Raw genomic sequence first — 24,855 nt, forward strand, 5'->3', positions numbered from 1 at the left:
CCGCGCGCTCGCGGCGGTGCTCCGCGGCGAGGTCGTCGCGGACCCGCCCAGCCGGGGCAGCGGCGTGCGCCGGACGGTCGGGCGCCTGGGGCTCGGCGCGGTCCTCGCGCTCGCCGGCACCACGCACCTGACGGTCGCGCGCGAGGAGTTCCAGGCGCAGGTGCCCACGTGGTTCCCGGCCGACCCGGACGCCGTGGTGCTCGCGTCCGGCGTGGTCGAGATCGCGCTGGGCGCCGCGCTGCTGGCGGCACCCGGGCGGCGGCGGGCGGCCGTCGGGTGGCTCGCCGCCGGCTTCTTCGTGGCGATCTTCCCCGGCAACATCTCGCAGCTGGTCACCCGGACCGACGCCTTCGGGCTCGAGTCCGACACGGCGCGCGCCGTCCGCCTGGTCGGTCAGCCGCTCCTGGTGCTCTGGGCCCTGTGGTCGACGGGCGCCTGGCGGTCGCTGCGCGCGGCGAGGGCGGCCCGGACGTGGTGACCCTGGCCGACGTGCCGCGTCCCGGTGCGCCCGTGGTGGGTCGCCCGACGCGCGACGGTGGGCAGTCGGACGTCGCGCGCCGGATCCTCGACGCGGCCGCGCCGCGGTTCTACCGCGAGGGGATCCGCGCGGTCAGCGCCGACGCCGTGATGGCCGACGCCGGGGTGTCGAAGGTGACGTTCTACCGGCACTTCCCGACGAAGGACCACCTGGTCGAGGCCTACCTCGAGACGGTCGCTGCGGCCGAGCGGCACGCCGTCGCCACCTGGCGCGTCGAGCACGACGGCGACCCGCGGGCGGTCCTGGCGGCCTACGCGGACCAGCTGGCGGACCAGGTGTGCGGGGCCGGGTTCCGCGGGTGCCCGTTCCTCAACGCCGCAGCCGAGTACCCCGACGTCACGCACCCGGTCCGGGCCGTGGCCGAGCGGCACCGCGAGTGGCTCCGCGACGTGGCTGAGGCCCTGGTCGTCGAGCTGGGCTTGCCTGAGCCGCGCTCCGTCGCGGTCCAGCTCGTCATGCTGCGGGACGGCGCCATGGCCACGGGCGCCGGCGTCGAGCCGGCCGAGGTCGGCCGGGCGCTGCGCCGCGCCGGTCGAGCCGTCCTCGCCTGAACGACGACGGGCCCGACCGCTGGGTCGGGCCCGTCGTCGTCACGCGTCAGCTCACGGTGCGGGGTACTCCTGCACCACGCTCGGACCCTGGATGGTCGGCGTCACGGGGTCGCCCGTGTCGTTGACCACGTGGTCGATGGTGCCCGCCGCGTTGAGCGAGACCGTCAGGATGTCGTGCAGCCGCACGCCCGGCGTGACCGGCACCTCGTACGCCCGGGAGGCGTGCAGGGTCGGGTTCACGTTGGTGTAGATGTAGCTGCCCATGCCCCAGGCCTCGTGGGTCTTGACCTTGTCGCCCACCTTGTAGGCGGCCCAGCCGTCGACCCCGTCGTGCTGCCAGGACGCCTGGTCGGGCGCGTCGTACGGCAGCTCGTTCTGGAACATGATCGTCTTGCCGCGCTCGCCGTTCCAGACGACGTTGTACTTCTGGTAGTGCTCGGAGAACAGGCCCGTCGCGGTGACGTCGTTGCCGTTCACCAGCACGCCCGTGTCGGCCGTGTTGATGGTCCAGCCGACGCCCGTGCCGTGGTCGGCACGCCAGGCCCACGTGTGGTCGATGATCGTCTGGTTGGTGTTGACCACCAGGCTCTGGGTGGCCTTGCCCACGTGCTCGCCGCCGATGCGGAAGAACACGTCCTGCACCGCGGTCGGGTTGCTCGCGCTGCTCAGTAGGGGCTTCTTGAGCTTGGCGTCGAGCGCCGAGATCTTGGTGCCCAGCTGCAGCAGCGCCGGCGAGTTCGTCGGGCCGGCGTCGAACATCAGGCCGGCGATGTCGATGCCGGGGACGTCGAGCGTCTGCATCGCGACCACGCCGTTGTCCGGCACGATCGTCGCCAGGCCGAGGCCCAGCACGACCGCGTTGGGCCACAGCACGTTGAGCGTCTTGTTGACGTGGTAGACGCCGGGCGTGAACAGCACGTTCTTGCCGAGCGCCAGCGCCGTGTTGATCTTCGACGCGCTGTCACCGGGCTTGGCGACGAAGAAGCTGCTCAGCGGCAGCGACCGTCCGGGCGTGCTGCCCGTGGCCCACGTGGTGCCGACGGTGTTCGTCCGGGCCGAAGGGACGAAGACGTTGTACTTCCCCGCGGCGTCGACGTAGAGGTACGGCTTCTCCCGCGAGGCGGGGGTGGTGTCCAGCGTCGTGTACTTGTTGGTGCCCGGCGCGACCCCGAAGTCCGTGGCGGGAGCGCCCTGGACCCCGGCGAAGACCTGGTTCCAGACGCTGTTGCTCCAGCCGGCCACCGAGCCGTTGCGCACCAGGAACTGCTGCTGGCTGCCACTGACCACGAAGGGCAGGGCGGAGTCGGCGATGAACCCGCCCGACGCATACTGCGGTCCGGCGGTGCAGTAGTCCATCAGGCTGACGTTGGCGCCCGTGACGCTCACGCGGCGCATCGGTGCGGCCTGCGAGACGGCCCAGAAGTTGGCCGAGCCGCGGCAGCCGTCGGCGTTGCCCACCTGGTAGTGGATGCTCAGGTTGGACAGCGACCGCCAGAAGTTGACCAGCGCGGTGCAGTCCGTCGGGGCGCCGGGCGCCGTCGGGAAGCACTGGTTGTAGACCTCGATGGCGCCGTTGATGACGACGTCGCCGGGGTTCTGCCCGAGGCCCGCCACCTCGGTGAAGTAGCCGACCTGGAACCGCAGGGGCTGCTCGGCGGTGCCGTACGTGCCCGGCTTGAAGAGCAGGGCGTACCGTCCGTCGCCGAACTGCGCGGGGACCTGCTGTGCGGCGATCGCGTCGACCTTCGCCTGGATCTCCGCGATCGGCTGGCTGGGGTCGAAGACGATCACGTTGGGGCCGAGGTCGACGGCCGGTGCGGCCGCCTGGGCCGGGGCCGCGAGGAGCGGCACGAGCGCGAGGCTCAGGGCCGCGACGACCGCCGCGGTCGCCCGCCTGCGGTGGTTCGGAGCCTGCTGACGCGTACGAAGGAGCATGAGGGACGGACCTTTCTCCGCACAGGGCACGTCGCAAGACGGACCCTCGCGCGCGAGGAGGCACCGTCGTTGGCGCCGTGCAACCGGACTTTTTGTTGCCGGCCAGGACAAAAGGTACAGGTCAGGTGACTCGTGTCAACCCTGACAGGTCAGTAAGTGTTTTCCCGTTCGGACGTTCACTCGGTCGGCGTCAGCCGTGCGGAAGAGCCGTCGCGGCCAGCCGGGCGATCCACGCGGGCGTCACCAGCCCGCGGCCGCGGTCCGTCACCACGCGCAACCGCGCGGCCGCCACCTCCGACCGGCTCACCTCGACCACCGGCCGGGTGGCCGACGGACGGACCGGCGCCTCCGCGCCGACCGCGACGAAGTCGGCCTCGTCACCGGCGCCCCGGTCCTCCACGGTGCGGAGCACGTCGAGCGAGAGGCCCGCCAGGAACGCGTCGTCGTCGGCGCTCGCCAGCGGTGACGACGCCAGCAGCGCGAGGGCGTCCAGCCCCACCGAGCGCTTGGTGTCGTCCGGGTCGAACGCCAGGTCCACGGCCCACTGCACACGGGCCCACCACTGCGACCGTGCGTCGGCGCCGGTGCGCTGGCGGACCGTGAGGATGCCGATGATCAACGCACCGATCGCGCCGATGGCCGCCACCAGCGGGCCCAGCGTCGCGACCACCACGTACCAGGGCTCGTCCGCCGCCACGCTCGCCAGACCCATCGCCACCTGCACCGTCATCGCACGCCCTCCGTCGACACCGCTGGCGAGCGTAGCGGGAGGCACTGTCGCGGGGCCCGCGAGCGGTCGATAGTGGGTGCTGACGTTCCGCCCCGACGCTCGAGGGAGAGGCTGATGGCCGGTACCGGCACCAAGGACGACCCGTGGCAGCTGACGACGGCGCCCGGCTCGTCGGCCTACACGATGTACCGGGACGAGTCCGCCGACCCGCCCGCCCTCGTCTGCCAGGTGGGGTCGACCACCTTGAAGTACCACCTGAGCGCGATCGACGACCTGCACGCCTGGCTGCTCGCGCAGGGCGACTGGGTGCCGCTCGGTGCGGCGGACGAGCAGAAGCCCGCCGCCGCCGGGAGCGTCGAGGCCTGGGGTCGCGACGAGAGCAACCCCGTCGGCGGCTGGTACGGGCTGCGCAAGGGGTACCGCGGTCGGTTCGGCATGTACCTGCCCCCGCTGCTCGAGGCGCTCGGGCTCGTCGAGCTCACCCACGACGCCCGCAACAACACCGTCCGCGCGATCCCCTCCTGACGCCCGCGCTGAGCGCCCGCTGAGAGCCGGAGGCGGGCACGACTCGTGCGCGCCTAGCGTGACCCTTCGACGACGGAGGGCGCATGGGCATCACGGCGGTCTGGGGCGTGACGGCGGCCGAGCAGCGGCGGGAGTACCCCTGCGACCTGCTGATGCCCGCACCCGCCGGCCGCCTGCTGCGAGGCGTCGACGCCGCCGCGCCGGCCGACGTCGTGTACCGGTGGCTCTGCCAGTTCCGGGTCGCGCCCTACAGCTACGACTGGATCGACAACCGCGGCCGGCGCAGCCCGCGCGTCCCGCTGCCCTGGTGCTGGGAGCTGGAGGTCGGGCAGACGTTCTCCCGCATCTTCACGCTCGACTCGTTCGTCCCCGACCGGCACCTGACCGTCCGCATGGCACCCGGGGTGGGCACCCGCATGTTCGGCGACGTCGCCGTCACGTACGCCGTCATCACCACCGCCCCGGCGCACACCCGACTGGTGGCGGTCCTTCGCGTCGCCCCGCCCAGCTCCCGGGTCCACGCCCTGCGCGGGTGGCTGCTGGCCTGGGGCGACCTCGTGATGATGCGCAAGCAGCTCCGCACCTTCGCGAGCCTCGCCGAGGCCGAGCACCGCTCGTCTACCGACCGGATCAGCCCGCGTCCAGCGTGACGTCCAGCCGCAGCCAGTGCGTGCCGTCCGCGTCGATCGCCATGACCCCTCTGCCCGCGATGCCCGCGAGCTCGCCCGTGCCGCTCGACGGGACGATCGCCAGGTGCTCGTCGAACCGGTCGGTCCCCCGCGTCGACGCGGCGTGCACGAAGTTGAACGACCCGGCACGCCCGTCGAGGCTGCCCTCGAACGACTCCATCGCCACGTACGTGCCGACTCCCCGCTCCGGGTCGAACGCCGACGTGAACAGCGTGGTCGACCGCCCCTGGACGGCGCCCTCGTAGTGCTTGGTCATCGTGGCGACGCCGACGGCCAGCGCCGTGACCACCGGGTCCTCCTGCGCGACCGGCACTCCCGCGAAGCCGCTGACCGTGAACTTTCCCTCGATGATCATCCGGGCACGCTAGCGGCCGTCACCGACACCCGGTTGCCCCGGGCGTGAAGCCTGCGAGGTTGCGGCTGCCGAGTGTCCGGGTGGTTGGTGTCAGAAGGGTGGGTTGCCGGGGTGGGGTGGGGGTGGTCGGTGGTGCAGGGCGTGGTCGGGGACCAGGACGGGCGTGGGGTGGCGGGCGTAGGTCAGGCCGTGTCGGTCGGTCCAGGTGGAGACCCCGGTGGCCGGGTCGTAGGTGACCTGCCACCAGCGTTTCGTCTTGGCTTGGTGGTGGTGCTTGCACAGCGCGTGCAGGTTCGCCGCGCACGTCTGCGGCTCGAGGCCCTGCTCGTGGTCTGACCGGTGGTGGTCATAGGGGGTGCGGTGGTCGATCTCGCAGCGGGTGGCGGGTTGCCGGCAACCGGGGAAGGTGCAGGTCACGTCGCGGGCTTGCACAGTGCGGGTCAGGTCGGCGCCGGGTCGGTAGGTGTGGGTGTCCACGACGCAGGCTTGCCCGGTGGGGTCGGTCAGGATGCGCCGCCAGGTGGCGTCCTGGGCCAGCTCGCGGGCGACCTGCGCCGGGATCGGCCCATACGAGGCCAAGAACCCGGGGTTGTTGTCCAGCCCGGCCAGGGTGGACGCGGCGACGGTGACCTGCAGCGCGGTCCGTTGCCCGTGCTTGCGGGGCAGCGGGGTGCCGTCCGGGGTGGTCTGCCGGTCGAGGATGGCGGTGAAGATGTCCGCGAACGCGTCCGCCCGCCGCTGGTCCACCGTGCGGGTGTCGCCGTCCACCCGGGCGTTGCCGGCGAGGGCGTCGATCGCGGTGAACGCCGCGGTGGCGTCGGCGGCGGGCAGGTAGGCGATGAGGCGGGCCATCGCGTCGGGGGCCGGGTCCAGGAACACCCCACGCCGCTCGCGGGCGGCCACCCGTTGCTTGTCGCCCGCGTCCGGGTCGGCGGCCAGGACCATGGTGCGCACGTGCCGGGCCAGCTGCGGCGCGGTCAGGTCTGCGGCATGCGCGACGGCGTCGTGGATCACCGCGTCGCGCACCGCGCCGCCCAGGCTCGTGCCGGCCTGGGCCTCGGTCAGGATCACGTCGATCTTGCGCGCCTCGATGCCCCCGGTCGCCCACGCATCGGCCAACACCGGGTGGGCGGCGGTGGCGTCGGCGCGCAGCACCAGGTCCTGGGCCAGGCGGCGGGTGCACACCAGGGCGCACGCCACCTCATCGGCCACCCGCACCAACGGGTCCATCGCCGTACGCGCGACCAGCTCCCGCACGAACGTCGCCTGGGCCGCTTGGGCCATGGCGATCACCTGCTGCCACGCCGCGACCCCGTTCACCAGCGCCGCCCCGGACACCTCCGCCACCGGCACCGAGACCAGCATGGCCACCAGGGCGGCCAGGTCCACCGGCAGCGGGAACCCCTCCACCGCACCCAGGTCGACAACGCCAGCACCGCGCACGGGCTCGGGCGCCGCACCTGGACGCGCCCCCCGACCCGAATCCGCCCACACCAGCGCAGGCAGGGGCAGGACATCCGAGGACACGGTCGATGCGCCCCCGACGGCGGGAGAGCCTGCAGCGGCGGAGGACCCAGCGGGCACGGGGGTGTCCGAGGCAGCGACCGACGCGGCGGGCACGGCACGAGTCCGCCTCGGGCCGTCCACGGCGAGGTCGTCGACCTGCGGACGCTCAAGCACCGCCGTCACCCCGACCACCTCCCTCCGCACCCGCACACCCGAACCAGCTATCGAACAAGTGTACGATCGACCGCCGACATTCGGTGCCTGACCTGCAAGGTTGTGGACAGCCGGGACCGTCGGCAGAGCAGTCCTCAGCCGACCGACCCGTTCCGGGCCACCAGCTCCGCCCCGATGGCCGCGAGCTCGGCCCGGACAGCCGGCGGCTCGAGCACCTCGACGGCACCCCCGAACCCCGCGAGGTGCTCCGCGACCGACCGGGCGGTGTGCGACGCGACCTCGACGACCGCCCGGCCGTCGTCGTGAGCACCCACGACCGTGGCGTGCCGCCCGAACCTCCCCTGCAGCCCGGACACCAGGAAGTGGTCGACGAGGACCGTCGCGGAGACGCGCGACCGCCGCTGCTCGACGTCGTCGACGATGGACGACCAGATCTCCCCGGCGTCGAGGTCGTCCGGTCGTGCGGCCGGCACGTCGAGGACAGTCAGCGAGCGGATGCGATCGAGCCGGAAGGTGCGCCGGCCCGACCGGGTACCGGCGACGAGGTACCAGACCGACTCCTTGTCGACGAGCGCCCACGGGTCCACGGTCCGGGTCGAGAGGCCGCGGGACCGCCCGTCGTAGGTCAGCGACACCTGCCGCCGACGGACGACCGCCCCCTGGAGCTCGTCGAGCCACGGCGATCGGGCGCGCGCCGACCCGCCCCACCCGACGGGGTCCACGACGAGCGCGCGGCCCGCCGCCTCGGCGTCCGCGCGAAACGTGGCGGGCAGCGCCCGGACGAGCTTCCGCAGAGCCGACGTCGCGTCGACCGACGACGAGGACGAGGCCCGCCCGATCAGCAGGAACAGCGCCTGCGCCTCGGCGGAGGTCAGGCCGGTGAGGTCGGTGCGGGCGCCGCCGACGAGCGACCAGCCACCGCCACGCCCCGGCTGCGGGTAGACGGGGATGCCGGCCGTGGACAGCGCCGAGAGGTCGCGGCGGGCGGTCGCGACCGACACCTCGAGCTCCGACGCCACCTCGGCGGCGGTCAAGCGCCCGCGCGCCTGCATCAGCAGGAGGGTGGCCACCAAGCGGTCCGCGCGCACCCCAGAAGAGTCGCAGACAAAGTGCTCAGAAGGTGAACACTTCAATCGCGAGAGTGGAGGCATGACCACGACACAGAGCACGTTCCGCGGCCTGGCCAACGTCTCGATCTTCGCCGACGACCTCGCCGCCGCCCGCACCTGGTACACGGACCTGCTCGGCCTCGAGCCGTACTTCGTCCGCGACGGCTACGTCGAGTTCCGCCTCGGCGACCACCACGACGAGCTCGGCATCGTCGACCGGCGCTTCGCCCCCGCGAGCGGCGGCCCGTCCGGCGCGATCGTCTACTGGCACGTCGACGACCTCGAGGGCACCTGGCAGCGCCTCCTGGCGAAGGGCGCGACCGTGCTGGACGGGCCGCGCGAGCGCGGTCACGGCTTCGTCACCGCGTCCGCGGTCGACCCCTTCGGCAACGTGGTCGGCCTGATGACCAACCCCAACTGGCTCGAGCGCGCGGCCATGTAGTGGGCGCGCACGGGCGGGGACAACCGCTCCAGCGAGTACCGCAGGGCCGTCCGGGGCAGGGTCGCGGCGTGCTCGTCGAGAAAGGCGAGCAGCCGGGCCTCGTCCTTCTTGCCGGCCTCGCGCAGCAGCCACCCGACGGCCTTGTGGATGAGGTCGTGCCGGTCGCCCTCGAGCAGGGCGGCCAGCGCGAAGGTGTCGTCCAGGGACCCGGCCTTGACCAGCGGGAGCGTCGCGACGATCGCGATGCGGCGCTCCCAGAGCGAGCTCGACCCGGCGAGCCGGTAGAGCACCGAGGCGGACGCGCCCTGCAGCACGGCGAGCCCCAGCACGTACGGCGCGCTGGCGTCGACCAGGTCCCAACCGTTTACGCGGTCGGTGCGCCGCAGGTACAGGTCGAGCAGCTCCCGACGACGGTCGGCCGGGGTCCGACCCGCCGCGCACTCCCGCGCCATGACCTTCAGCGCGAGCAGCCGGACCTCGTGCCGCGCGTCCTCGAGCAGGGACTCCAGCTCCGCGACGTCCAGCCCGACGCACGTCCGCGCCACCGAGACCACCTGCGGCACGGTCAGGCCGAGGAAGACATCCCCCTCGCCGTACCCCCCGGGCCCGGTCTGGAAGAAGCGGGCCATGGCCTCCGCCCGGGCCGGGTCGGCAAGGGCGACGAGCTGGTCGACGGGAGCGCTCATGACCGGGTCCCGACGACGACCGTGCCGCCCGACTCCTCGTCGCGCACCACGCGCGGCAGCAGGCCGGACGCCGCGAACGCCGCCGACGCCGCCGGCACCTGGGCCTCGCTGGTCTCCACCAGGAGGTGGCCCCCCGGGCTGAGCCACCGCGGGGCCACCGTGGCCACCCGGCGCAGCACGTCCAGGCCGTCGGCCCCGCCGTCGAGCGTGACAAGCGGCTCGTGCAGCCGCGCCTCGGGCGGCATGGTGCCGATCGCGTCCGTGGGCACGTACGGCACGTTGGCCAGCAGCAGGTCGACCCGACCGCGCAGCTCGGCGGGCAGCGGCGCGTCGAGGTCCCCCTCGACCACGCGGCCGCCGACCGTCTCCACGTTCCGGCGGGCGCACCGGACGGCCGCGGGCTCGACGTCGGCGGCGGTCAACGAGACGGACGGGAGCAGAGAGGCGAGCGCGACACCCAGGGCCCCGGATCCGCAGCACAGGTCGACCACCTCGACCGGGCCGGGCGGGGCCAGCCGTGCCGCCTCGTGCACCAGCAGCTCCGTGCGGCGGCGCGGCACGAACACCCCGGGGTCGATCTCGATGCGCAGCCCGCAGAACGACGCCCAGCCGACCACGACCTCCAGCGGCTCGCCGGCGACGCGGCGCGCGACCAGGGAGTCGAGATCGCCCGCGGCGTCGAGAAGGATGGTCGCCTCGTCCTCCGCGAACACGCAGCCGGCGGCCCGCAGCGCCGCGGTGATCTCGGCGTGGGTCGGCGTCACGCCCGGCAATCTACGCCGGGCCGCTCACGCCGGGGTGATCCGCACGATGACCCGGTTGTCGTCCCCCTTGCGGCCCAGCTTCTCGATGCCCATCATCACGCGGTACTCGAGGCCGTACTTCTCGACCATCACCGCGTTGCACCGCTCGCGGGCCGCGTCGTCGTCCAGGACCTCGGCGACGCCGGTGACCGTGGGGGCGTCGTCGTCGACCTTGCCGAACCGGCTGCTGGGGGTCAGCTCGACCCGGGGGTCGCGACCGAGCCGCTTGACCTTGCCGCTGCCCCGCGGCGTGGTGACCAGCAGGGCGTCGCCGTCGCGGCCGACCCAGACCGTCGTCGGCACCCCCACCCCGGTCTTGCGGAACGTGGTCAGGGAGATGAACCCCTCGTCGGCGAGGGCGTCGAAAGTCGTCATGCGCGATGGTCACCCACGCAGAAGGCGGCCGCACCCCGGGGGGTGCGGCCGCCTCGTGGACGAGCGGGTCAGGCGGTGGCGTAGCCCCGGACGGGCTCGCCGCCTGCGGCTCCGACGTACTGCTTGGAGTCGTAGCCGAGGATGTACAGGAAGATGATGCTGAGGAAGATCAGGCCGATGGTGAAGCCCACCCCGTGACCGAACGACGTCGACAGGCTGTGCAGGATGATGATCCCGAAGATGAGCCCGACGACCGGGATCAGCAGCAGGATGAACCACCACATCGGCTTGCCGGCGACCTTGATCAGCACGAGGGAGTTCCAGATCGGGACGAAGGCCTGCCAGACCGGCTCGTCGGCCTTGCGGAAGATGCCGACCAGTGCGAACGCGGCGAGCAGGTAGCCGACGAGGCCGCTGACGTAGACGCTCGGGCCGACGGCGGTGGACGTCGTGGTGGCCACCTCGGTGGCGAGAGATGTGATCATGCGCGGACAGTAGCGATGATCAGAGGCCCTTGTGAGGCAAATCGCGCGCCGTCCTGCGAGTTTCTGGGAGCCCGCTGTGCGCGCCGGTCCCATTGCTCCCTCGTCGTCCTGCTCCTACCGTTACCAGGACACACGGCGACGGCCCGGGCACGTGGGCCCCCTCGGAGAGGCCCGCCCCATGACGGTTCCGCAGGTGTCCCTGAAGGCCCAGCTCTGGCGCAGGAAGCCCATCACCGCGGCGCAGGTGCGGTCCAGCGAGGGCCTCGAGAGGTCGCTCGGCACGTTCACGCTCATGATGTTCGGCGTCGGCGCCACGGTGGGCACCGGCGTCTTCTTCGTCATGCACGAGGCGGTGCCCGACGCGGGCCCGGCGGTGGTCATCTCGTTCCTGCTCGCGGGCCTCGCGGCAGGCCTGTCCGCCCTGTCGTACGCCGAGATGGCGTCCGCCGTCCCGGTGTCCGGGTCCACCTACTCCTACGCGTACGCGACCCTCGGCGAGGTGGTCGCGATGGGCGTCGCGGCCTGCCTGCTGCTCGAGTACGGCGTCTCCACGGCGGCCGTCGCGGTCGGGTGGAGCGGCTACCTCAACCAGCTGCTGCACAACCTGATCGGCTGGCAGGTGCCCACCGCCCTGTCGGCCGCCCCGTGGGACGCGGACCCCGGGTTCATCAACCTGCCCGCCCTGCTCCTCGTCGCGATGTGCGCCCTGCTGCTGGTCCGCGGCGCGTCCGAGTCCGCCAAGGTCAACGCGACGATGGTCGTGATCAAGCTCGGCGTGCTCGTGATGTTCGTGGCCATCGCGTTCACCGGCTTCCACGCCGACAACTTCGCCGACTTCGCCCCGAAGGGCGTCGCGGGCATCACCGCGGCCGCCGGCACGATCTTCTTCACGTTCATCGGCCTCGACGCGGTCTCGACCGCCGGCGACGAGGTACGGGACCCGCAGCGGACCATGCCGCGCGCGATCCTGGGTGCCCTGGGCATCGTCACCACCATCTACGTGCTGGTCGCCGTCTCCGCGCTGGGCACGCAGCCCTGGCAGGAGTTCGCCGACCCCGAGCAGGGCGAGGCCGGGCTGGCCAAGATCCTCGAGAACGTGGTCGGCGCCTCGTGGCCGGGCACGATCCTGTCCGCGGGCGCGGTCATCTCGATCTTCTCGGTGACCCTGGTGACGATGTACGGGCAGACGCGCATCCTCTTCGCGATCGGCCGTGACGGCCTGCTCCCGCGGGCCTTCGCCCGGGTCGACCCCCGCACGCACACGCCGGTCAACAACACGGTGATCGTCGCGGTCGTCGTCGGCCTGCTCGCCGCGTTCATCCCGCTCGACTACCTGTGGGACCTGGTGTCGATCGGCACCCTCATCGCGTTCATCGTGGTGTCCGTCGGCGTGATCATCCTGCGCCGCACCCGGCCCGACCTGGCCCGCGGGTTCCGGGTCCCGGGCTACCCGGTCACGCCGATCCTGGCCATCGCGGCCTGCGTCTACATCCTGTCGGGCCTGCACTGGTACACGTACGCCTGGTTCCTGCTCTGGCTCAGCGTCGTGCTGGCCTTCTACTTCCTCTGGGGCCGCAAGCACTCGATCCTCGAACGCGCGGTCGAGGCCGGCATCCTGCTCGAGGAGGACCTGCGGTGACCATCGTCGTCGGGGCCAACCCCTTCGGAGACGCCCACGGGGCGATCGACCTCGGCGTCACGCTGGCCCGCACGCTGCCCGAGGCCACCGGGCCGAACGTGCTCGTGGTCGCGACCGTGGTGCCGCCCGGCTGGTCCGTGCCGTCCATGGCCAGGGTCGACGGCGAGATGCGGGAGTGGGTCCAGGGGCGCGCCGACGAGGCGGAGGCTGCGGCGCTGGACTTCCTCGAGGGGCGCGACGCCGGGCTGACCGTCGAGTTCGTGCGCCTGCACGAGCGGTCGACGCCCCGGGCCCTCGCGGCGCTGGCCGAGGCGCGGGACGCCACGGCGCTGGTGCTGGGCTCGTCGCCGGACGGGCCCGAGGGCCGCGTGGTCGTGGGCTCCACGGCCAACCACCTGCTGCACTCGTCACCCGTGCCGCTCGCCCTCGCCCCGCGGTCGTACCGCGGCACCCCCGATCCCACCGCGCGCCGCCTCACCTGCACGTTCGGCGGGTCCGACCTCGCCGCCGCGGGGGTCCGGTGGGCCGCCCGCCTGACCCGCGAGATCGACGTCCGGCTGCGCATCTGCTCGTTCGGGGTCCGCTCGGCGACGATGTACCCGCCCGAGATCGGCACCGACATCGAGTCGGAGGTGTCCGAGCAGTGGCGCACCCAGATGGTCGAGGCGCAGGCCGCGCTGCGCGCCCGGCTCGGCGACGCGCTGGACGACGACGTCGAGCTGGTGGTCACGTCGGGCGCCAGCTGGTCGGAGTCGATGACCTCGGTCGACTGGCTGCCCAACGAGCTGCTGATCCTCGGGTCCTCCGACGCCGGCGCCCTGCGGCGGGTGTTCCTGGGCACCCACGCGACGAAGATCATCCGGCACTCCCCGGTCCCCGTCCTGCTGGTGCCGCGCGACGAGCTCTGACTTGCGTTCGAGCGCGCTCGAAGTCCTAGCGTCGTCGGTATGACACAGAAGACCTGGTTCCTCACCGGCACGTCCCGCGGGTTCGGCCTCGAGTGGGCGACCGCGGCCCTGGAGCGCGGCGACCGTGTGGCCGCGACCGCCCGGGACGTCTCCTCGCTGGACGCGCTGGCCGCCCGGTTCCCCGACACCCTGCTGCCGCTGGCGCTCGACGTCACCGACCGCGCGGCCGACTTCGCCGCCGTGGCGCGGGCGCACGACCACTTCGGGCGGCTCGACGTCGTGGTCAACAACGCCGGGTACGGCCAGTTCGGGTTCACCGAGGAGCTGTCCGAGGCCGAGCTGCGCGACCAGATGGAGACCAACCTGTTCGGCGCGTTCTGGGTGACGCAGGCTGCCCTGCCGTTCCTGCGCGCGCAGGGCAGCGGCCACATCGTCCAGGTCTCGTCGATCGGCGGGATCTCCGCGTTCCCCAACATCGGCGCGTACCACGCGTCCAAGTGGGCGCTCGAGGGGTTCAGCCAGGCGCTGGCGCAGGAGGTCGCCGGGTTCGGCATCCACGTGACGCTGGTCGAGCCGGGCGGGTTCTCGACCGACTGGGGCGGCTCGTCGGCCCGGCACGCGACGCCGATCGCCGCCTACGACGAGGCCCGGGCGCAGATGGCCGAAGCGCGGGCCAAGCGCATCGGGACGCCCGGCGACCCCACGTCGTCCGCCGCCGCGATCCTGCGGGTGGTCGACGCCGAGCAGCCGCCGCTGCGCGTGTTCTTCGGCGCCTCGCCGCTGGGCACCGCGAAGGCCGACTACGCCTCGCGCATCGCCACGTGGGAGCAGTGGGACGACGTGGCGCAGCTGGCTCAGGGCTGAGGGGCGCCCTCGGTCAGGTCCTCCGACTCGTCCGGCTGGTAGACGCAGACCCACAGGGCGTCCGGCCGGACGCCGACCTCGAGCGTCGCCGACGGCTCGATCACGTCGCCGTCCAGCTGCCGGGGCTGCGGGCGGTCGCTGGTCACCGTGATCCGCGACCCCCGCAGCACCTCCATGTTGGGCACCTTGTGGCGGCCCGGGCGCAGCACGCCGAACGCGGTCTGGATCCAGTGGCCGAGGTTCTTGGGCGCCAGCACGGCGACGTCCATCTGGCCGTTGTCGGGCTCGGCGTCGGGCAGCAAGTTGACCCCGCCCTGCAGGCGTCCGACGTTGCCGATGAGCACGGTCCGGGCACGGCGCCGCAGCACCGGGTAGTCGTCGACCTGCACCTCGACCTTCATCTCGGCGTCGTTCAGGTGCTTCAGCGCCGAATACACGTACGCGACCGAGCCGAGCACGGCCTTGAGCTTGGTGGGTGCGTCGTCGACCATCGCCGCGTCCAGGCCCATGCCGGCCATGACCGCGAAGGTCTGGCCCTCGACCTCGCCGAGGTCGACCGCGCGGCGTCCCCGGTCCAGGGCGAGCTGCACGCCCTCGATGGTGTCGGTGGGGACGCCCAGGTTGGTGGCCAGCAGGTTGCCGGTGCCACCGGGCAGGATGGCCAGCGCCGCGTCGGTGCCGGCGAGCCCGTCGATGCAGGCGCGCACGGTCCCGTCGCCGCCCGCGACGAACACGACCTCCGCGCCGTCGGCCACCGCCTGCTTCGCCTGGCCCGTGCCGGGGTCCTCCGCGGTCGTCTCCAGCCAGGCCGGCTCGGGCCAGCCGGCGGCCGTCAGCTGCTCGAGGATCTGCGCCCGGAGCTCGTCGAGCCCCTCGACGCGGTTCGGGTTGACGATCACCGCCGACCGCAGCGGGGCGTGGTCGAGCCGTTGCTCGGCGGGCGTCTCGCGGTTGATCGTCACGTCGGCGAGTGTCCCCCGGGCGTCTCCGCCCGGCCACCCGAGAACCATCGGTCCCTGGTCAGGCGGAGAGGATGGTCGTCCGGTGTTCGACCCCGGGCGCCGTACGCTGCCGCCCGTGATCACCGACGAGCTCGACGCCTGGACACCCAGCAGCGACGCGCAGGCCGGGTTGCTGGCGCAGTACCAGGCCTTCGTCGACGCGTCCGGCCCCGCCGCCGTCGACCGGTCGCTCGGCCCGCAGCACCTCACCGCCAGCTGCTTCGTCCTCACGCCGGACCACTCCCGGGTGCTGCTCTGCTTCCACCGCAAGGGCCAGTTCTGGGTGCAGCTGGGCGGGCACCTGGAGCCGGGCGACACGTCGTTGGCCGACGCCGCCCTGCGCGAGGCCCGCGAGGAGTCGGGGATCACCGACCTCCGGCTCGAGGGTCCGCTCCCCGCGGACCTGCACCGCCACGACCTCTCGAGCGCCTTCGGATCCTGTCGCGTGCACTGGGACGTCGGGTTCGTCGCCTACGCGTCGGAGGGCTCGGAACCGGTGGTCAGCGACGAGAGCGAGCGGGTCGCCTGGTTCTCCGTCGACGACCTGCCGCCGGGTGCGCCCGCCGACTTCGCGGAGCGGCTGGGCACCGTGCTCGCCGAGGTCAGGGCCAGAGCGGACCGGCCGACGCCGCCGCGAGGCTGAGCTCGGCCGAGCCGGCTACGGGTTGATCGCGACGACCTGGATGGTCCCGCCGGTCATCGCGCCCGAGAGGCACTCGGCCACCCGCCGGACGTCCCGGACGGTCGCGTCCGACGCCAGGTCCGCCGTGACGTACGACGCCGGAAGGTCGTCGGTCGTCGCGGTGGTCGCGACCGACGCATCGTCCAGGCAGGCGCTCCAGCCGCCGGCCGGGTGACGCAGCACCACCTGCCACGGCCCGTCGGCGGGGATGGCCAGCGACCGGCGCCACGTCAGCCCCGCCAGCGCGGACAGCGCGAGCCCGGCGGCGACGAGCAGCGCGACGATCGCCCCGAGCCTGCCTCGCACCGCGCGCATGCGTCGATGATAGTCATTGCACCATCTGGTTCAGTGTCGTATGGTGAACCGCATGGTTCAGCATGAGACTCTCGACCGGATCTACTCGGCGCTCGCCGACGCGACCCGGCGCGACATCCTCACGCGGCTGGGCGAGGGTCCCGCGAGCATCGGGGAGCTGGCCGAGCCGTACGGGATGACCCTCACCGGCATGAAGAAGCACGTCCAGGTCCTCGAGGACGCCGGCCTGGTCAGCACCGAGAAGGTCGGCCGCTCGCGGCAGTGCCGTCTCGGGGAGGAACGACTGGACGACGCCATGGCGTGGATCTCCTTCTACCAGCGGCTCTGGGAGCGTCGGCTCGACGGTCTCGAGGCCTACTTCACCCTGCAGAAAGGCACCGACTCATGAGCACCACCGACACCCTCGAGCTGCGCATGACCCGCGTCCTGCCCGCCACGCCGGAGGAGGTGTTCGACGCCTACACCGACGCGGAGAAGCAGAAGATCTGGTTCTCGATCCTCGACGAGACGCCCGGCATCGTCGAGATCTCCGTCGACCTGCGGGTGGGCGGCCGGCAGACCGCCGTCTGGGGCAAGGACGCCGACAGCCTCTTCCGCGAGACGCAGACGTTCCTGGTCATCGACCGCCCGCACCGCCTGGTCACCGAGTCGTCCGGCAGCAGCCCCGACGGCATGACCATGACGACGCACATCGAGGTGACGTTCGGGGCGGTCGACGGCGGGACGCTGATGAGCGTGCAGCAGAGCGGGTTCCCGAACGTGGAGATGCGCGACTTCTTCACGCAGTACGCCTGGGTGGGCGCGTTCGACCGCATCGAGGCGTACCTGCTCCGCTGACCGCGTCGGCGGACCGTGCGACCATGCGGTCGTGACGCGGACCGAGCAGGCCATGTGGCGCCCGGGCTCCGTCCGGGACGCGGCAGGGGGGCTCGCCGCGCTCACGCTCGCCACGTTCGTCGCGATCACCACCGAGCTGGTCCCCGTCGGGCTGCTGCCGCAGATCAGCGCCGACCTGGAGGTCACCGAGTCGATCGCCGGCCTGCTGGTCACCGTCTACGCGTTCATGGTGGCGGCGCTGGCGATCCCCCTGACCCTGGGCACCCGGCGGCTCCCCCGCAAGGGGCTGCTGCTGGGCACCCTGGCCGCCTACACCGCCAGCAACGCGCTGGTCGGCATCGCGCCCACGTTCGCCGTCGTGGCGGGCGCCCGCGCGGTCGGCGGCATCGCGCACGCGCTGTTCTTCTCGCTCAGCATCGGGTACGGTTCGCGCCTGGTCGCGCCGCACGTCACGGGCCGCGCGCTCGCCCTGGTCACCGCCGGGGCGTCCGCCGGGCTCGTGCTCGGCGTCCCCCTGACCACGGCGCTGGGCACCGCGATCGGCTGGCGCAACGGGTTCCTCGTGCTCGCCGGCGCCTGCGCCCTGGCCACCGTGCTCGTCGCCACCCTGCTGCCCGGCGTCTCCGCCGACGACGCCCCGCACGCCGACGACACCCGCACCGACCGGCGCCGCCGGCTCGGGATCGTGTCGTCGGCGAACACCCTCACCTACCTCGCGCAGTACGTCGTCTACACCTACGTCTCGGTGATCCTGCTGGCCACGGGCCTCGCGGAGACCGCGGTCGGCCCCGTGCTGCTCGGCCTCGGCGCGGTCGGGCTGCTGGGCACCGCCTACGCCGCCGCCTCCCTGGACCGGAACCCGCGGCGCGGCACGCTCGTGGTGCACGCCCTCATGGGGCTCGGGCTGCTCGGCCTCGGGCTCGCGTTCCCGACGAGGATCCCGGTGCTGGTCGCGGCCGCGTTGTGGTGCGGTGCCTTCGGCGCGATGGCGTCCGTGTTCCAGACCGCGGCGATCCGCACGCGCGGCGCCTCCCCGGACGTCATCGGCGCGCTGGTGAACTCGACCGCGAACGTGGGCATCGGCGGCGGCGCGGCCCTCGGCGCGCTGGTGCTCGTGGGCCCGGGTCTGGGCGCCCTGCCGTACGTCGGCGCCGGCCTCGTGCTGGTCAGCCTCGTCGTGATCCTCGTGGCCCGCCGCGCGTTCCCCGCACTCACGGGCTGACGGAGCCCGCCCGCATCGCCACCGCGACCCACGTCCGCCACGGCCGCCAGGCCTCCGCCACCTCGGTCAGACGGTCCGGCGACAGCGGCTCGTCCTCGCCGAGCGCGCGGGCGACCACCGACCGCACCATCGGCTCGTTCACCGGGAGCACGTCGGTGTGCCCGAGCGCGCGCACGGTGACCAGCTCGGAGTAGAACGGCCCGATGCCGTCGAGCCGCTGCAGCTCGGTCGCCGCCGCGGCCGGGTCCAGCGCACGGAGCGTCGCGGTGTCGAGCGCCCCGTCCAGGGCCGCGCGCGCGATGCCGTGCAGGCGCGGGATCTTCGGGGCTGGGATGCCGGAGAAGTCGGCGACGCCGAGCAGGTCGGCGGGCAGCGGCACGGCGGCCAGCTGTTGGCCGGCCACCTCGAACACCCGCCCGTGCGCCCGGGCCAGCGCGGCCCGGACGCCCGCCATCTGGCGCTGCGGGCGGCGGGCGGAGAGCACCGACCACAGCAGCGCCTCGTACGCCGAGTAGAAGAGCGGCGGGCGCAGGCCCGGCCGCCGGGACTGGGCCGCGCCGACCAGCGGGTCGCGCGCCCCGAGCTCGTCGTACCCGGTGGCGTCGACGTCGACCGAGAGCACGCGCGCGACCTGCGCCGCGACCAGGGACGGGTCGGCGTCGCCCAGCACCTCGCACGACAGGACGTCGGGCGCCGGCTGCGTGACGGCCGCACCCACCTGGGTGACGTAGCCGTCGAGGCAGAACGCCAGCCGCATCACCGACCCGTCGCCGGCGTCGCGCTGACCGAACCCGAAGCCGATGCTCTGGACCAGGTCGAAGCGACCACGCACGGGGATCTCGATGACGGCCATGCCCGGCACGCTAGGACGGGCCACCCACACGGGACCTCAGCCGGCGACCGGCTCCCCGGCGGGCGGCGGCGGCGGCGCGACCTGCTTCTTCGGCAGGTCCTCGCCCGAGAGCCACGCCCACCAGGCGCTCCGTGGGCCGCCCTGCAGCAGGACCGCGCGGGTCAGCAGCGTGAGCGGCACGGCGAGGATGGCGCCCAGCGGCCCGATGACGAACGTCCAGAAGATGACGGACACGAAGCTCAGGGTCAGCGTGATGTTGACGGCGTCCGCGACGAACTTCGGCTGCACGAGCACCTGCAGCACCACGTTGACGGCGCTGTAGACCGCGACCACCGCGAGCGCCAGCGGCCACCCGCCCACCACGAGGGCGAGCAGCGTGGGCGGGATGACGCCGATGACGAACCCGATGTTCGGGATGAAGTTGGTGACGAACGCGAGGACCGCCCACACGGCCGGGGCGGGCACCCCGAGCGCCCAGAGCGCGAGCCCGTCGATGATCGCGACCACGGCACCGAACGACGCGCTGACCACGAAGTAGCGGCGGACGCCGATGTTGAACGTGGTGGCCCGGCTCAGCACGTCGCCGTGCGTGGCCCCGAACCGGTCGTCGGCGCCGTCGTACCGGGCGGCGTCGACCGCCATGAAGATCACGTAGGTGACCACCACGAACAGGGTGCTGAGGATGCCCAGCACGGCCCCGCCCAGCGACGCGGCGACGCCCACCAGCTGCGAGGGCTGCAGGGCGTCCCGGATCGAGTCGATCGAGCCCTGGTCCACGCCGATCGACGCGAGCCACGCGGTCACGTCGGAGATCGACGACTGCAGCTCGGTCAGGTAGTCCTGGACCAGCCCGCCGAACTGGATGCCGGCGAACACGAGCATCGCGATGAGCGCCAGCAGGATCAGGTAGACGACGATGATGACGACCGTGGTGGCCGCCGCCGGACGCCAGCCGCGGCGCTCCAGCGGGTGCCGCACCGGGTGCACGATGATCACCAGCACGGCCGCCAGGAACAGCGGCGCGAGCACCTCTCGCGCGGCGTGCATCCCCGCGAGCACGACGACGCCGGCCGAGAGGAACAGCAGCGTGCGGGTGGAGGGCGCGAGCCCCTGGGGCGGTGCCATCAGGTGCGGGGCTCCTTCGGTCGGCAGGGTGCACGCACGATAGCGCGGGGGTCAGCCGGTGGCCCGCCACTCGCGCGGGGTCGTCCCGAAGGCGTCGCGGAACACCCGGCCGAAGTGGGACGCGTCGGAGAACCCCCAGCGGGCGCCGATCGCCCCTACGGTGAGGTGGGCAGACCGGGGGTCGCGCAGGTCGCGTCGGCACTGCTCGAGGCGCTGCTCCCGGATCGAGGCCTGCAGCGCGACGCCGGCGCGCGACAGCGACGCGTAGAGGTGCCGGACGGAGACGTGGTGCGCCGCGGCGATCGTGGCGGCGGACAGGTCCCGGTCGGCGAGGTGCGTCCGGACGTACTCCTGGACCCGCAGCACGAGCGGATGGCTCGCGCGGGGCCCGTCGGCGACGTGCATCGAGATGAGCGCGCGGAGCAGGTCGATGCTCGGTCCTGCCACCAGGTCGGCTGCCTCGGGACGGTCCAGGACACCCGAGCTGCCCAAGGAGCCGACATACGGCGCGACGACGGCGGCGAGCGGGTTGTTGTCGGGGCCGATACGCAGGCAGGCCACGGCATCGATGGTGCCCTGCGGCAGTGCGAGCGCGCTGCGCGGGACCTGGACGTGGTGCAGCACGGTGCTGTCGGTGTGGAGCACCGTGTACGGACGGGTCGCGTCGTAGACGGCCATGTCGCCCGTCCGGAGCACGGCCCGGCGGCCGCCTTGAGCGACCACCGTCGTGCCCGAGACCTGCACGGCCAGGAACACGGTGGGGTCGTCGTCCTTCCGTGCCGCCGACGCCGACCGGGCGGACGAGAAGGTGATCGTGCCGGGCCGGTCGTGTGGCGGCAGGTCGTCCGAGCGCAGGACCAGGCTCATGCCGGAAACCTCACATGTCGGGCGTCACGGATCCGCCCACGGTAGGCGCGCCACCCGGCACCCGGCATACGTCACCTGACGGCAGATCGTGCACGGACGGACCAGAACCGTGCACCCGACGGCTACCCGGAAGTTGCTCACGGTCCTGACACTGACCGGACACGTGCCGTCGCCCGGAGGGAACCGACCATGAGCCCGACCGTCGTCCTGATCCACGGATCGTTTGCCGATGCCTCCGGCTGGGGTGGTGTCATCACCCGCCTGAACGCCGCCGGCTACACCACCCTCGCCCCCGCGAACCCGCTGCGCGGCGTCGCAGCCGACGCCGCGTACGTCCGGTCGGTCCTGTCGACCATCGAGGGACCGGTCGTCCTCGTCGGCCACTCGTACGGCGGCGCGGTCATCACCAACGCCGCCGTCGGCGCCGACAACGTCAAGGCGCTCGTCTACGTGGCGGGTTTTGCCCTCGACGACGGCGAGGCCGTCGGCGCCGCCACCGCCCTGGGCAGCGACGGACCCCCGCCGGACCTCACGCAGGTCCTGCAGTTCCGACCGTTCGGCGCGGGGGAAGGCGACGTCGACGCCTACCTCAAGGTCGAGATCTTCCACCAGGTGTTCTGCCAGGACCTTCCCGACGACCTCGCCGCGGTCATGGCGGCGACCCAGCGCCCCAGCGCCCTGGCGACTCTCGGGGAGCCGTCGGGCCCGCCCGCCTGGAAGAGCGTCCCCGCCTGGTACCTGGTCGCGTCCTCCGACCGGGTCATCCCGCCCGCCGCCGAGCGGGTCATGGGTGCGCGCGCCGGAGCGACGGTGGTCGAGATCGAGAGCTCGCACGTCGCGATGATCAGCCACCCCGACGAGGTCACCGCCCTGATCCAGCAGGCCATCGACGCGGTCGGCTGACGTCCCTAGGCTCGGCCGGTGATCACCCCGACGCCGGTCGAGCTGCCGGACGGCCGGACGCTGCGCGCGTACGACGTCGTGCCGGACGACGACGCGCGCCTCACCGTCGTCTGGCACCACGGCACCCCGAACGTGGGCACGCCGCCCGAGCCGCTGCTGCCCCTGCGCGCGGGCGTCCGCTGGGTCTCCTACGACCGCCCCGGGTACGGCGGGTCGACCCCGCACCCGGGGCGCGACGTGGCGTCGGCCGCCGGCGACGTGGCCGCGATCGCCGACGCGCTCGGCATCGACCGGTTCGCCGTGCTCGGCCACTCGGGCGGCGGACCGCACGCGCTCGCGTGCGCGGCCCTGCTGGGCGACCGGGTGCTCGCCGCGGTCGAGGGCTCCGGCACCGCCCCGTTCGGCGCCGACAGCCTCGACTGGTTCGCCGGCATCAACCGCGCCGGCACGGCCGAGCTGCACGCCGCCGTCGCCGGGCGCGAGGCGCTCGAGCGCGAGCTGACCGACAGCGAGTACGACCCGTCGATGTTCACGGCCGCCGACCACGAGGCCCTCGAGGGCGTGTGGGGCTGGTTGGGCCGGATCGCCGGCGAGGCGCACGCCGGCGGCATCGGCGGGATGGTCGACGACGATCTCGCCTACGTGGCGCCCTGGGGGTTCGACCCGGCCGACATCGCGGTGCCCGTGCTCGTGCTGCACGGCGACGACGACCGCGTGGTGCCGCCGGCGCACGGGCGCTGGCTCGCGGACCAGATCCCGACGGCCGAGCTGTGGCTGCGGCCCGGTGCTGGGCACGTCTCGGTGCTGGACGCGGCCGAGGACGCTCTCGACTGGCTGCTGTCCCGCTAGGAACCGGGGCATCATGGCGGGCATGACGGTCCAGCTCCGACGGGTCTACGACCAGCCGTCCGACGGCGACGGCCTGCGCGTGCTGGTCGACCGGCTGTGGCCGCGGGGGCTGACCAAGGAGCGGGCCGCGGTCGATCTCTGGCTCAAGGAGGTCGCGCCGACGACCGAGCTGCGCCGGTGGTTCCACCACGAGGAGCAGTCGTTCGACGAGTTCGCCCGGCGATACCGGGCCGAGCTCGCCGACAACCCGGCGGTCGCCGAGCTGCGGCGGGTCGTCGCCGAGCACCCCGTGGTGACGCTGGTCTACGGCGCGCAGGACCCCGTCCACAACCAGGCCGCGGTGCTGCGGGACCTGCTCGCGTGACGGCGGCCGAGCCCGTCGAGGCAGTCGAGCGGCACGCCTCCTGGAAGGAGCTGTTCTTCGACCTGGTGGTCGTCGCCGGCATCGGCCAGCTGGCCCACCTGCTGCACGAGGACATGGGCTCGACGACGCTGGGCCTGTACGCCGTGCTCTACCTCGCGTTCTGGATCTCGTGGGCGGGCTTCGCCGTCTACGGGAACATCGCGGGCGACGACGCCCGGACCCGGGTGCTCATCACCGCGATGATCGGCCTGGCCGTGATGGCCGCCGCCGTGCCGGGCATCCACGGCGCGCGGGCCGCGGCCTTCGTCGTCGCGTACGTGGTGCTGCGCTGGCTGGCCGGCGCCGTCTTCTCCCGCGGCAAGGTGGTCCTCGACTGGCCCCTGGCGCAGTACGGGCTGGGGGCCGTGCCGTGGCTGGTGTCGCTCTGGGTGGCGGCGCCGGCCCGCTACTGGCTGTGGGCGGCCGGCATCGTCATCGACCTGGTCGTGCTGCTCACGGCGTCGTCGGCGCGCACCATGCAGAACGCGGAGGAGAAGCTCGCCCGCGCCCAGGCGTCACCGCGCCGGGGCGGTCCCGGCAACGGCCGGACGTTCGTCCTCGAGGGTGCGCACACGCAGGAGGAGCACCTGGCGGAGCGGCTCGGCCTGTTCGTCATCATCGTGCTGGGCGAGGGGCTCATCCAGATCATCGACGCCGCCGCCGGCTCCGAGGAGTGGGACCGCAGCACGGCCGTCGTCGCGCTCGGCGCCTTCGCGCTGCTGGCCTCCGTGTGGGCCGCCGGGCTGCTGCACGGCATCGCCGGCATCCCGCAGCTCAAGCCGCACGTGGTCGCCCCGCGCATCGTCATGCTGCTGCATGCGCTCCTCACGGGCGCCCTGGCGGCCCTCGCGGCGGCGCTGGGCATCGCGGTCGAGCACACGCACGGCGACCTCCCGGTCGACGCCCGCGCCCTGCTGTGCGCGGCGGTCGCCGCCTACTGCGCGATCGGGGTGGTCACGGCGATCCTGGTGGGCACCAGCCGGGCCTGGCTGCTGGTGCGCGGCGTGCCGAGCGTCGTCGTCCCGGTGGTGCTGCTGCTGGTCGGGTCCTCGCTGTCGGTCGCGGTGCTGGTGTGGGCGCTGGTCGCGGTGGTCGTCTGGCTCGCGCTCCAACCGCCCGAGGGCGGCCGGCGGCCGCGCTAGATTTCCGTCGACGAGAGGAGACCGACATGTCGTTCCAGGCGTACCTGGACACCCTCGAGGACAAGACCGGGCTCACGCCACGACAGCTGGTGGCGATCGCGCACGAGAAGGGGCTCGACGCCCCGGGCGCCAAGGCGGCGGGCGTGGTGACGTGGCTCCAGGAGGACTACGGGGTCGGCCGCGGCCACGCCATGGCCCTCTGGCACGTGATCACCAAGGGCCCGACCATCAGCACCAAGCACGTCGGCACCGACGGCGTGCATCGCGACGAGAGCGACACCCTCTGGCTGAACGGCAAGGCGACCAAGCCGAGCTGACGCTCACGCGGCGCGGCCGGCGCGG

Annotated in this window: 31 protein-coding genes; 17 read left to right on the forward strand and 14 right to left on the reverse strand. The window is 73.2% G+C overall.

What is annotated here, in order from left to right; translation table 11 throughout:
- Positions 1–16: 16 nt before the first annotated feature.
- On the forward strand, positions 17–478 hold the full coding sequence (locus tag AB5970_RS00405; RefSeq protein ID WP_370502522.1) for a DoxX family protein: 462 nt from the start codon (positions 17–19) through the stop codon (positions 476–478).
- Positions 421–1,089, forward strand: a complete 669-nt coding sequence (locus AB5970_RS00410; RefSeq protein WP_370501920.1) for a TetR/AcrR family transcriptional regulator — start codon at positions 421–423, stop codon at positions 1,087–1,089. The genes AB5970_RS00405 and AB5970_RS00410 overlap by 58 nt, the downstream gene beginning before the upstream one ends.
- A 51-nt stretch (positions 1,090–1,140) precedes the next feature.
- Here the strand turns inward: AB5970_RS00410 and AB5970_RS00415 are convergent, their stop codons facing one another.
- Both AB5970_RS00415 and AB5970_RS00420 read right to left on the reverse strand, forming a co-directional pair.
- On the reverse strand, positions 1,141–3,024 hold the full coding sequence (locus AB5970_RS00415; RefSeq protein WP_370501921.1) for an adenylyl cyclase: 1,884 nt from the start codon (positions 3,022–3,024) through the stop codon (positions 1,141–1,143).
- A 190-nt stretch (positions 3,025–3,214) separates the two neighbouring features.
- Positions 3,215–3,754, reverse strand: coding sequence for a hypothetical protein (locus AB5970_RS00420; protein WP_370501922.1), 540 nt, complete (start codon positions 3,752–3,754; stop codon positions 3,215–3,217).
- 114 nt (positions 3,755–3,868) lie between these two features.
- Here AB5970_RS00420 and AB5970_RS00425 point away from each other — a divergent pair, with 114 nt between their 5' ends.
- Positions 3,869–4,279 carry a DUF6855 family protein gene (locus AB5970_RS00425; protein WP_370501923.1) on the forward strand — a complete coding sequence of 137 codons (411 nt, stop codon included), beginning with the start codon at positions 3,869–3,871 and terminating at the stop codon, positions 4,277–4,279.
- Between the two features lie 83 nt (positions 4,280–4,362).
- A complete protein-coding gene (locus tag AB5970_RS00430) occupies positions 4,363–4,929 on the forward strand; it encodes an SRPBCC family protein (RefSeq protein WP_370501924.1) in 567 nt (188 codons plus the stop codon).
- On the opposite strand, the gene AB5970_RS00435 is transcribed toward AB5970_RS00430, so the two are convergent.
- The 3 genes from AB5970_RS00435 to AB5970_RS00445 form a co-directional block, all read right to left on the reverse strand.
- Positions 4,910–5,323 carry a DUF3224 domain-containing protein gene (locus AB5970_RS00435; protein WP_370501925.1) on the reverse strand — a complete coding sequence of 138 codons (414 nt, stop codon included), beginning with the start codon at positions 5,321–5,323 and terminating at the stop codon, positions 4,910–4,912. The genes AB5970_RS00430 and AB5970_RS00435 overlap by 20 nt on opposite strands.
- 90 nt (positions 5,324–5,413) lie before the next feature.
- Positions 5,414–6,766, reverse strand: a complete 1,353-nt coding sequence (locus tag AB5970_RS00440; protein WP_370501926.1) for an HNH endonuclease signature motif containing protein — start codon at positions 6,764–6,766, stop codon at positions 5,414–5,416.
- 371 nt (positions 6,767–7,137) lie between these two features.
- Complete coding sequence (locus AB5970_RS00445; protein ID WP_370501927.1) at positions 7,138–8,073, reverse strand: helix-turn-helix transcriptional regulator; 936 nt, start codon at positions 8,071–8,073, stop codon at positions 7,138–7,140.
- A 79-nt stretch (positions 8,074–8,152) separates the two neighbouring features.
- Here AB5970_RS00445 and AB5970_RS00450 point away from each other — a divergent pair, with 79 nt between their 5' ends.
- Positions 8,153–8,554, forward strand: coding sequence for a VOC family protein (locus tag AB5970_RS00450; protein WP_370501928.1), 402 nt, complete (start codon positions 8,153–8,155; stop codon positions 8,552–8,554).
- On the opposite strand, the gene AB5970_RS00455 is transcribed toward AB5970_RS00450, so the two are convergent.
- The 4 genes from AB5970_RS00455 to AB5970_RS00470 all read right to left on the reverse strand — a co-directional run bounded on the left by AB5970_RS00455 (position 8,461) and on the right by AB5970_RS00470 (position 10,903).
- On the reverse strand, positions 8,461–9,240 hold the full coding sequence (locus AB5970_RS00455) for a DNA alkylation repair protein (RefSeq protein ID WP_370501929.1): 780 nt from the start codon (positions 9,238–9,240) through the stop codon (positions 8,461–8,463). The genes AB5970_RS00450 and AB5970_RS00455 overlap by 94 nt on opposite strands.
- Positions 9,237–10,004 (reverse strand): putative protein N(5)-glutamine methyltransferase, encoded by a 768-nt coding sequence (locus AB5970_RS00460; RefSeq protein WP_370501930.1) that lies wholly within the window; start codon positions 10,002–10,004, stop codon positions 9,237–9,239. Before AB5970_RS00460 ends, AB5970_RS00455 begins: the two co-directional genes overlap by 4 nt.
- Positions 10,005–10,028: 24 nt before the next feature.
- Complete coding sequence (locus tag AB5970_RS00465; RefSeq protein ID WP_370501931.1) at positions 10,029–10,418, reverse strand: PPOX class F420-dependent oxidoreductase; 390 nt, start codon at positions 10,416–10,418, stop codon at positions 10,029–10,031.
- A gap of 68 nt (positions 10,419–10,486) precedes the next feature.
- Positions 10,487–10,903 carry a DUF5684 domain-containing protein gene (locus AB5970_RS00470; protein WP_370501932.1) on the reverse strand — a complete coding sequence of 139 codons (417 nt, stop codon included), beginning with the start codon at positions 10,901–10,903 and terminating at the stop codon, positions 10,487–10,489.
- 178 nt (positions 10,904–11,081) lie between these two features.
- Here AB5970_RS00470 and AB5970_RS00475 point away from each other — a divergent pair, with 178 nt between their 5' ends.
- Genes AB5970_RS00475 through AB5970_RS00485 form a run of 3 tightly spaced genes read left to right on the forward strand, consistent with a single transcriptional unit; the run spans position 11,082 to position 14,314 of the window.
- Positions 11,082–12,542 (forward strand): APC family permease, encoded by a 1,461-nt coding sequence (locus tag AB5970_RS00475; RefSeq protein WP_370501933.1) that lies wholly within the window; start codon positions 11,082–11,084, stop codon positions 12,540–12,542.
- Complete coding sequence (locus AB5970_RS00480; RefSeq protein WP_370501934.1) at positions 12,539–13,450, forward strand: universal stress protein; 912 nt, start codon at positions 12,539–12,541, stop codon at positions 13,448–13,450. Before AB5970_RS00475 ends, AB5970_RS00480 begins: the two co-directional genes overlap by 4 nt.
- A gap of 39 nt (positions 13,451–13,489) precedes the next feature.
- Positions 13,490–14,314 (forward strand): SDR family oxidoreductase, encoded by an 825-nt coding sequence (locus tag AB5970_RS00485; RefSeq protein WP_370501935.1) that lies wholly within the window; start codon positions 13,490–13,492, stop codon positions 14,312–14,314.
- On the opposite strand, the gene AB5970_RS00490 is transcribed toward AB5970_RS00485, so the two are convergent.
- Positions 14,305–15,276, reverse strand: coding sequence for a diacylglycerol/lipid kinase family protein (locus AB5970_RS00490; RefSeq protein ID WP_370501936.1), 972 nt, complete (start codon positions 15,274–15,276; stop codon positions 14,305–14,307). The two genes, AB5970_RS00485 and AB5970_RS00490, sit on opposite strands and share 10 nt — an antisense overlap.
- 115 nt (positions 15,277–15,391) lie before the next feature.
- Here AB5970_RS00490 and AB5970_RS00495 point away from each other — a divergent pair, with 115 nt between their 5' ends.
- Positions 15,392–15,958, forward strand: coding sequence for an NUDIX hydrolase (locus AB5970_RS00495; protein ID WP_370501937.1), 567 nt, complete (start codon positions 15,392–15,394; stop codon positions 15,956–15,958).
- A 15-nt stretch (positions 15,959–15,973) separates the two neighbouring features.
- On the opposite strand, the gene AB5970_RS00500 is transcribed toward AB5970_RS00495, so the two are convergent.
- Positions 15,974–16,312 (reverse strand): hypothetical protein, encoded by a 339-nt coding sequence (locus tag AB5970_RS00500; protein WP_370501938.1) that lies wholly within the window; start codon positions 16,310–16,312, stop codon positions 15,974–15,976.
- Positions 16,313–16,364: 52 nt separating this feature from the next.
- On the opposite strand from AB5970_RS00500, the gene AB5970_RS00505 reads away from it, so the two are divergent.
- From AB5970_RS00505 to AB5970_RS00515, 3 genes are read left to right on the forward strand one after another with little or no spacing between them, the layout of a single operon-like run.
- Positions 16,365–16,700, forward strand: a complete 336-nt coding sequence (locus AB5970_RS00505; protein WP_370501939.1) for an ArsR/SmtB family transcription factor — start codon at positions 16,365–16,367, stop codon at positions 16,698–16,700.
- Positions 16,697–17,149, forward strand: a complete 453-nt coding sequence (locus tag AB5970_RS00510; RefSeq protein ID WP_370501940.1) for an SRPBCC family protein — start codon at positions 16,697–16,699, stop codon at positions 17,147–17,149. The genes AB5970_RS00505 and AB5970_RS00510 overlap by 4 nt, the downstream gene beginning before the upstream one ends.
- Before the next feature lie 31 nt (positions 17,150–17,180).
- A complete protein-coding gene (locus AB5970_RS00515) occupies positions 17,181–18,371 on the forward strand; it encodes an MFS transporter (protein WP_370501941.1) in 1,191 nt (396 codons plus the stop codon).
- Here AB5970_RS00515 and AB5970_RS00520 read toward each other — a convergent pair.
- Genes AB5970_RS00520 through AB5970_RS00530 form a run of 3 tightly spaced genes read right to left on the reverse strand, consistent with a single transcriptional unit; the run spans position 18,361 to position 21,216 of the window.
- The gene (locus tag AB5970_RS00520; protein ID WP_370501942.1) at positions 18,361–19,224 is read right to left on the reverse strand and encodes a DNA-3-methyladenine glycosylase family protein; all 864 of its coding nucleotides are present in this window, start codon (positions 19,222–19,224) and stop codon (positions 18,361–18,363) included. The two genes, AB5970_RS00515 and AB5970_RS00520, sit on opposite strands and share 11 nt — an antisense overlap.
- Before the next feature lie 36 nt (positions 19,225–19,260).
- A complete protein-coding gene (locus AB5970_RS00525) occupies positions 19,261–20,349 on the reverse strand; it encodes an AI-2E family transporter (protein ID WP_370501943.1) in 1,089 nt (362 codons plus the stop codon).
- 51 nt (positions 20,350–20,400) lie between these two features.
- Positions 20,401–21,216 (reverse strand): helix-turn-helix domain-containing protein, encoded by an 816-nt coding sequence (locus tag AB5970_RS00530; RefSeq protein WP_370501944.1) that lies wholly within the window; start codon positions 21,214–21,216, stop codon positions 20,401–20,403.
- Between the two features lie 189 nt (positions 21,217–21,405).
- Here AB5970_RS00530 and AB5970_RS00535 point away from each other — a divergent pair, with 189 nt between their 5' ends.
- Genes AB5970_RS00535 through AB5970_RS00555 form a run of 5 tightly spaced genes read left to right on the forward strand, consistent with a single transcriptional unit; the run spans position 21,406 to position 24,830 of the window.
- Positions 21,406–22,119 (forward strand): alpha/beta fold hydrolase, encoded by a 714-nt coding sequence (locus AB5970_RS00535; protein WP_370501945.1) that lies wholly within the window; start codon positions 21,406–21,408, stop codon positions 22,117–22,119.
- A gap of 18 nt (positions 22,120–22,137) precedes the next feature.
- Complete coding sequence (locus AB5970_RS00540; protein ID WP_370501946.1) at positions 22,138–22,968, forward strand: alpha/beta fold hydrolase; 831 nt, start codon at positions 22,138–22,140, stop codon at positions 22,966–22,968.
- A gap of 22 nt (positions 22,969–22,990) precedes the next feature.
- On the forward strand, positions 22,991–23,332 hold the full coding sequence (locus AB5970_RS00545) for a DUF488 domain-containing protein (RefSeq protein WP_370501947.1): 342 nt from the start codon (positions 22,991–22,993) through the stop codon (positions 23,330–23,332).
- Complete coding sequence (locus AB5970_RS00550; protein ID WP_370501948.1) at positions 23,329–24,513, forward strand: low temperature requirement protein A; 1,185 nt, start codon at positions 23,329–23,331, stop codon at positions 24,511–24,513. Before AB5970_RS00545 ends, AB5970_RS00550 begins: the two co-directional genes overlap by 4 nt.
- 26 nt (positions 24,514–24,539) lie before the next feature.
- Entirely contained in the window at positions 24,540–24,830 is a 291-nt protein-coding gene (locus tag AB5970_RS00555) for a DUF4287 domain-containing protein (RefSeq protein WP_370501949.1), read from the forward strand.
- The last annotated feature ends 25 nt before the right edge of the window (positions 24,831–24,855 follow it).

This window comes from Cellulomonas sp. ICMP 17802 (assembly GCF_041295535.1).
Lineage (GTDB): Bacteria > Actinomycetota > Actinomycetes > Actinomycetales > Cellulomonadaceae > Cellulomonas.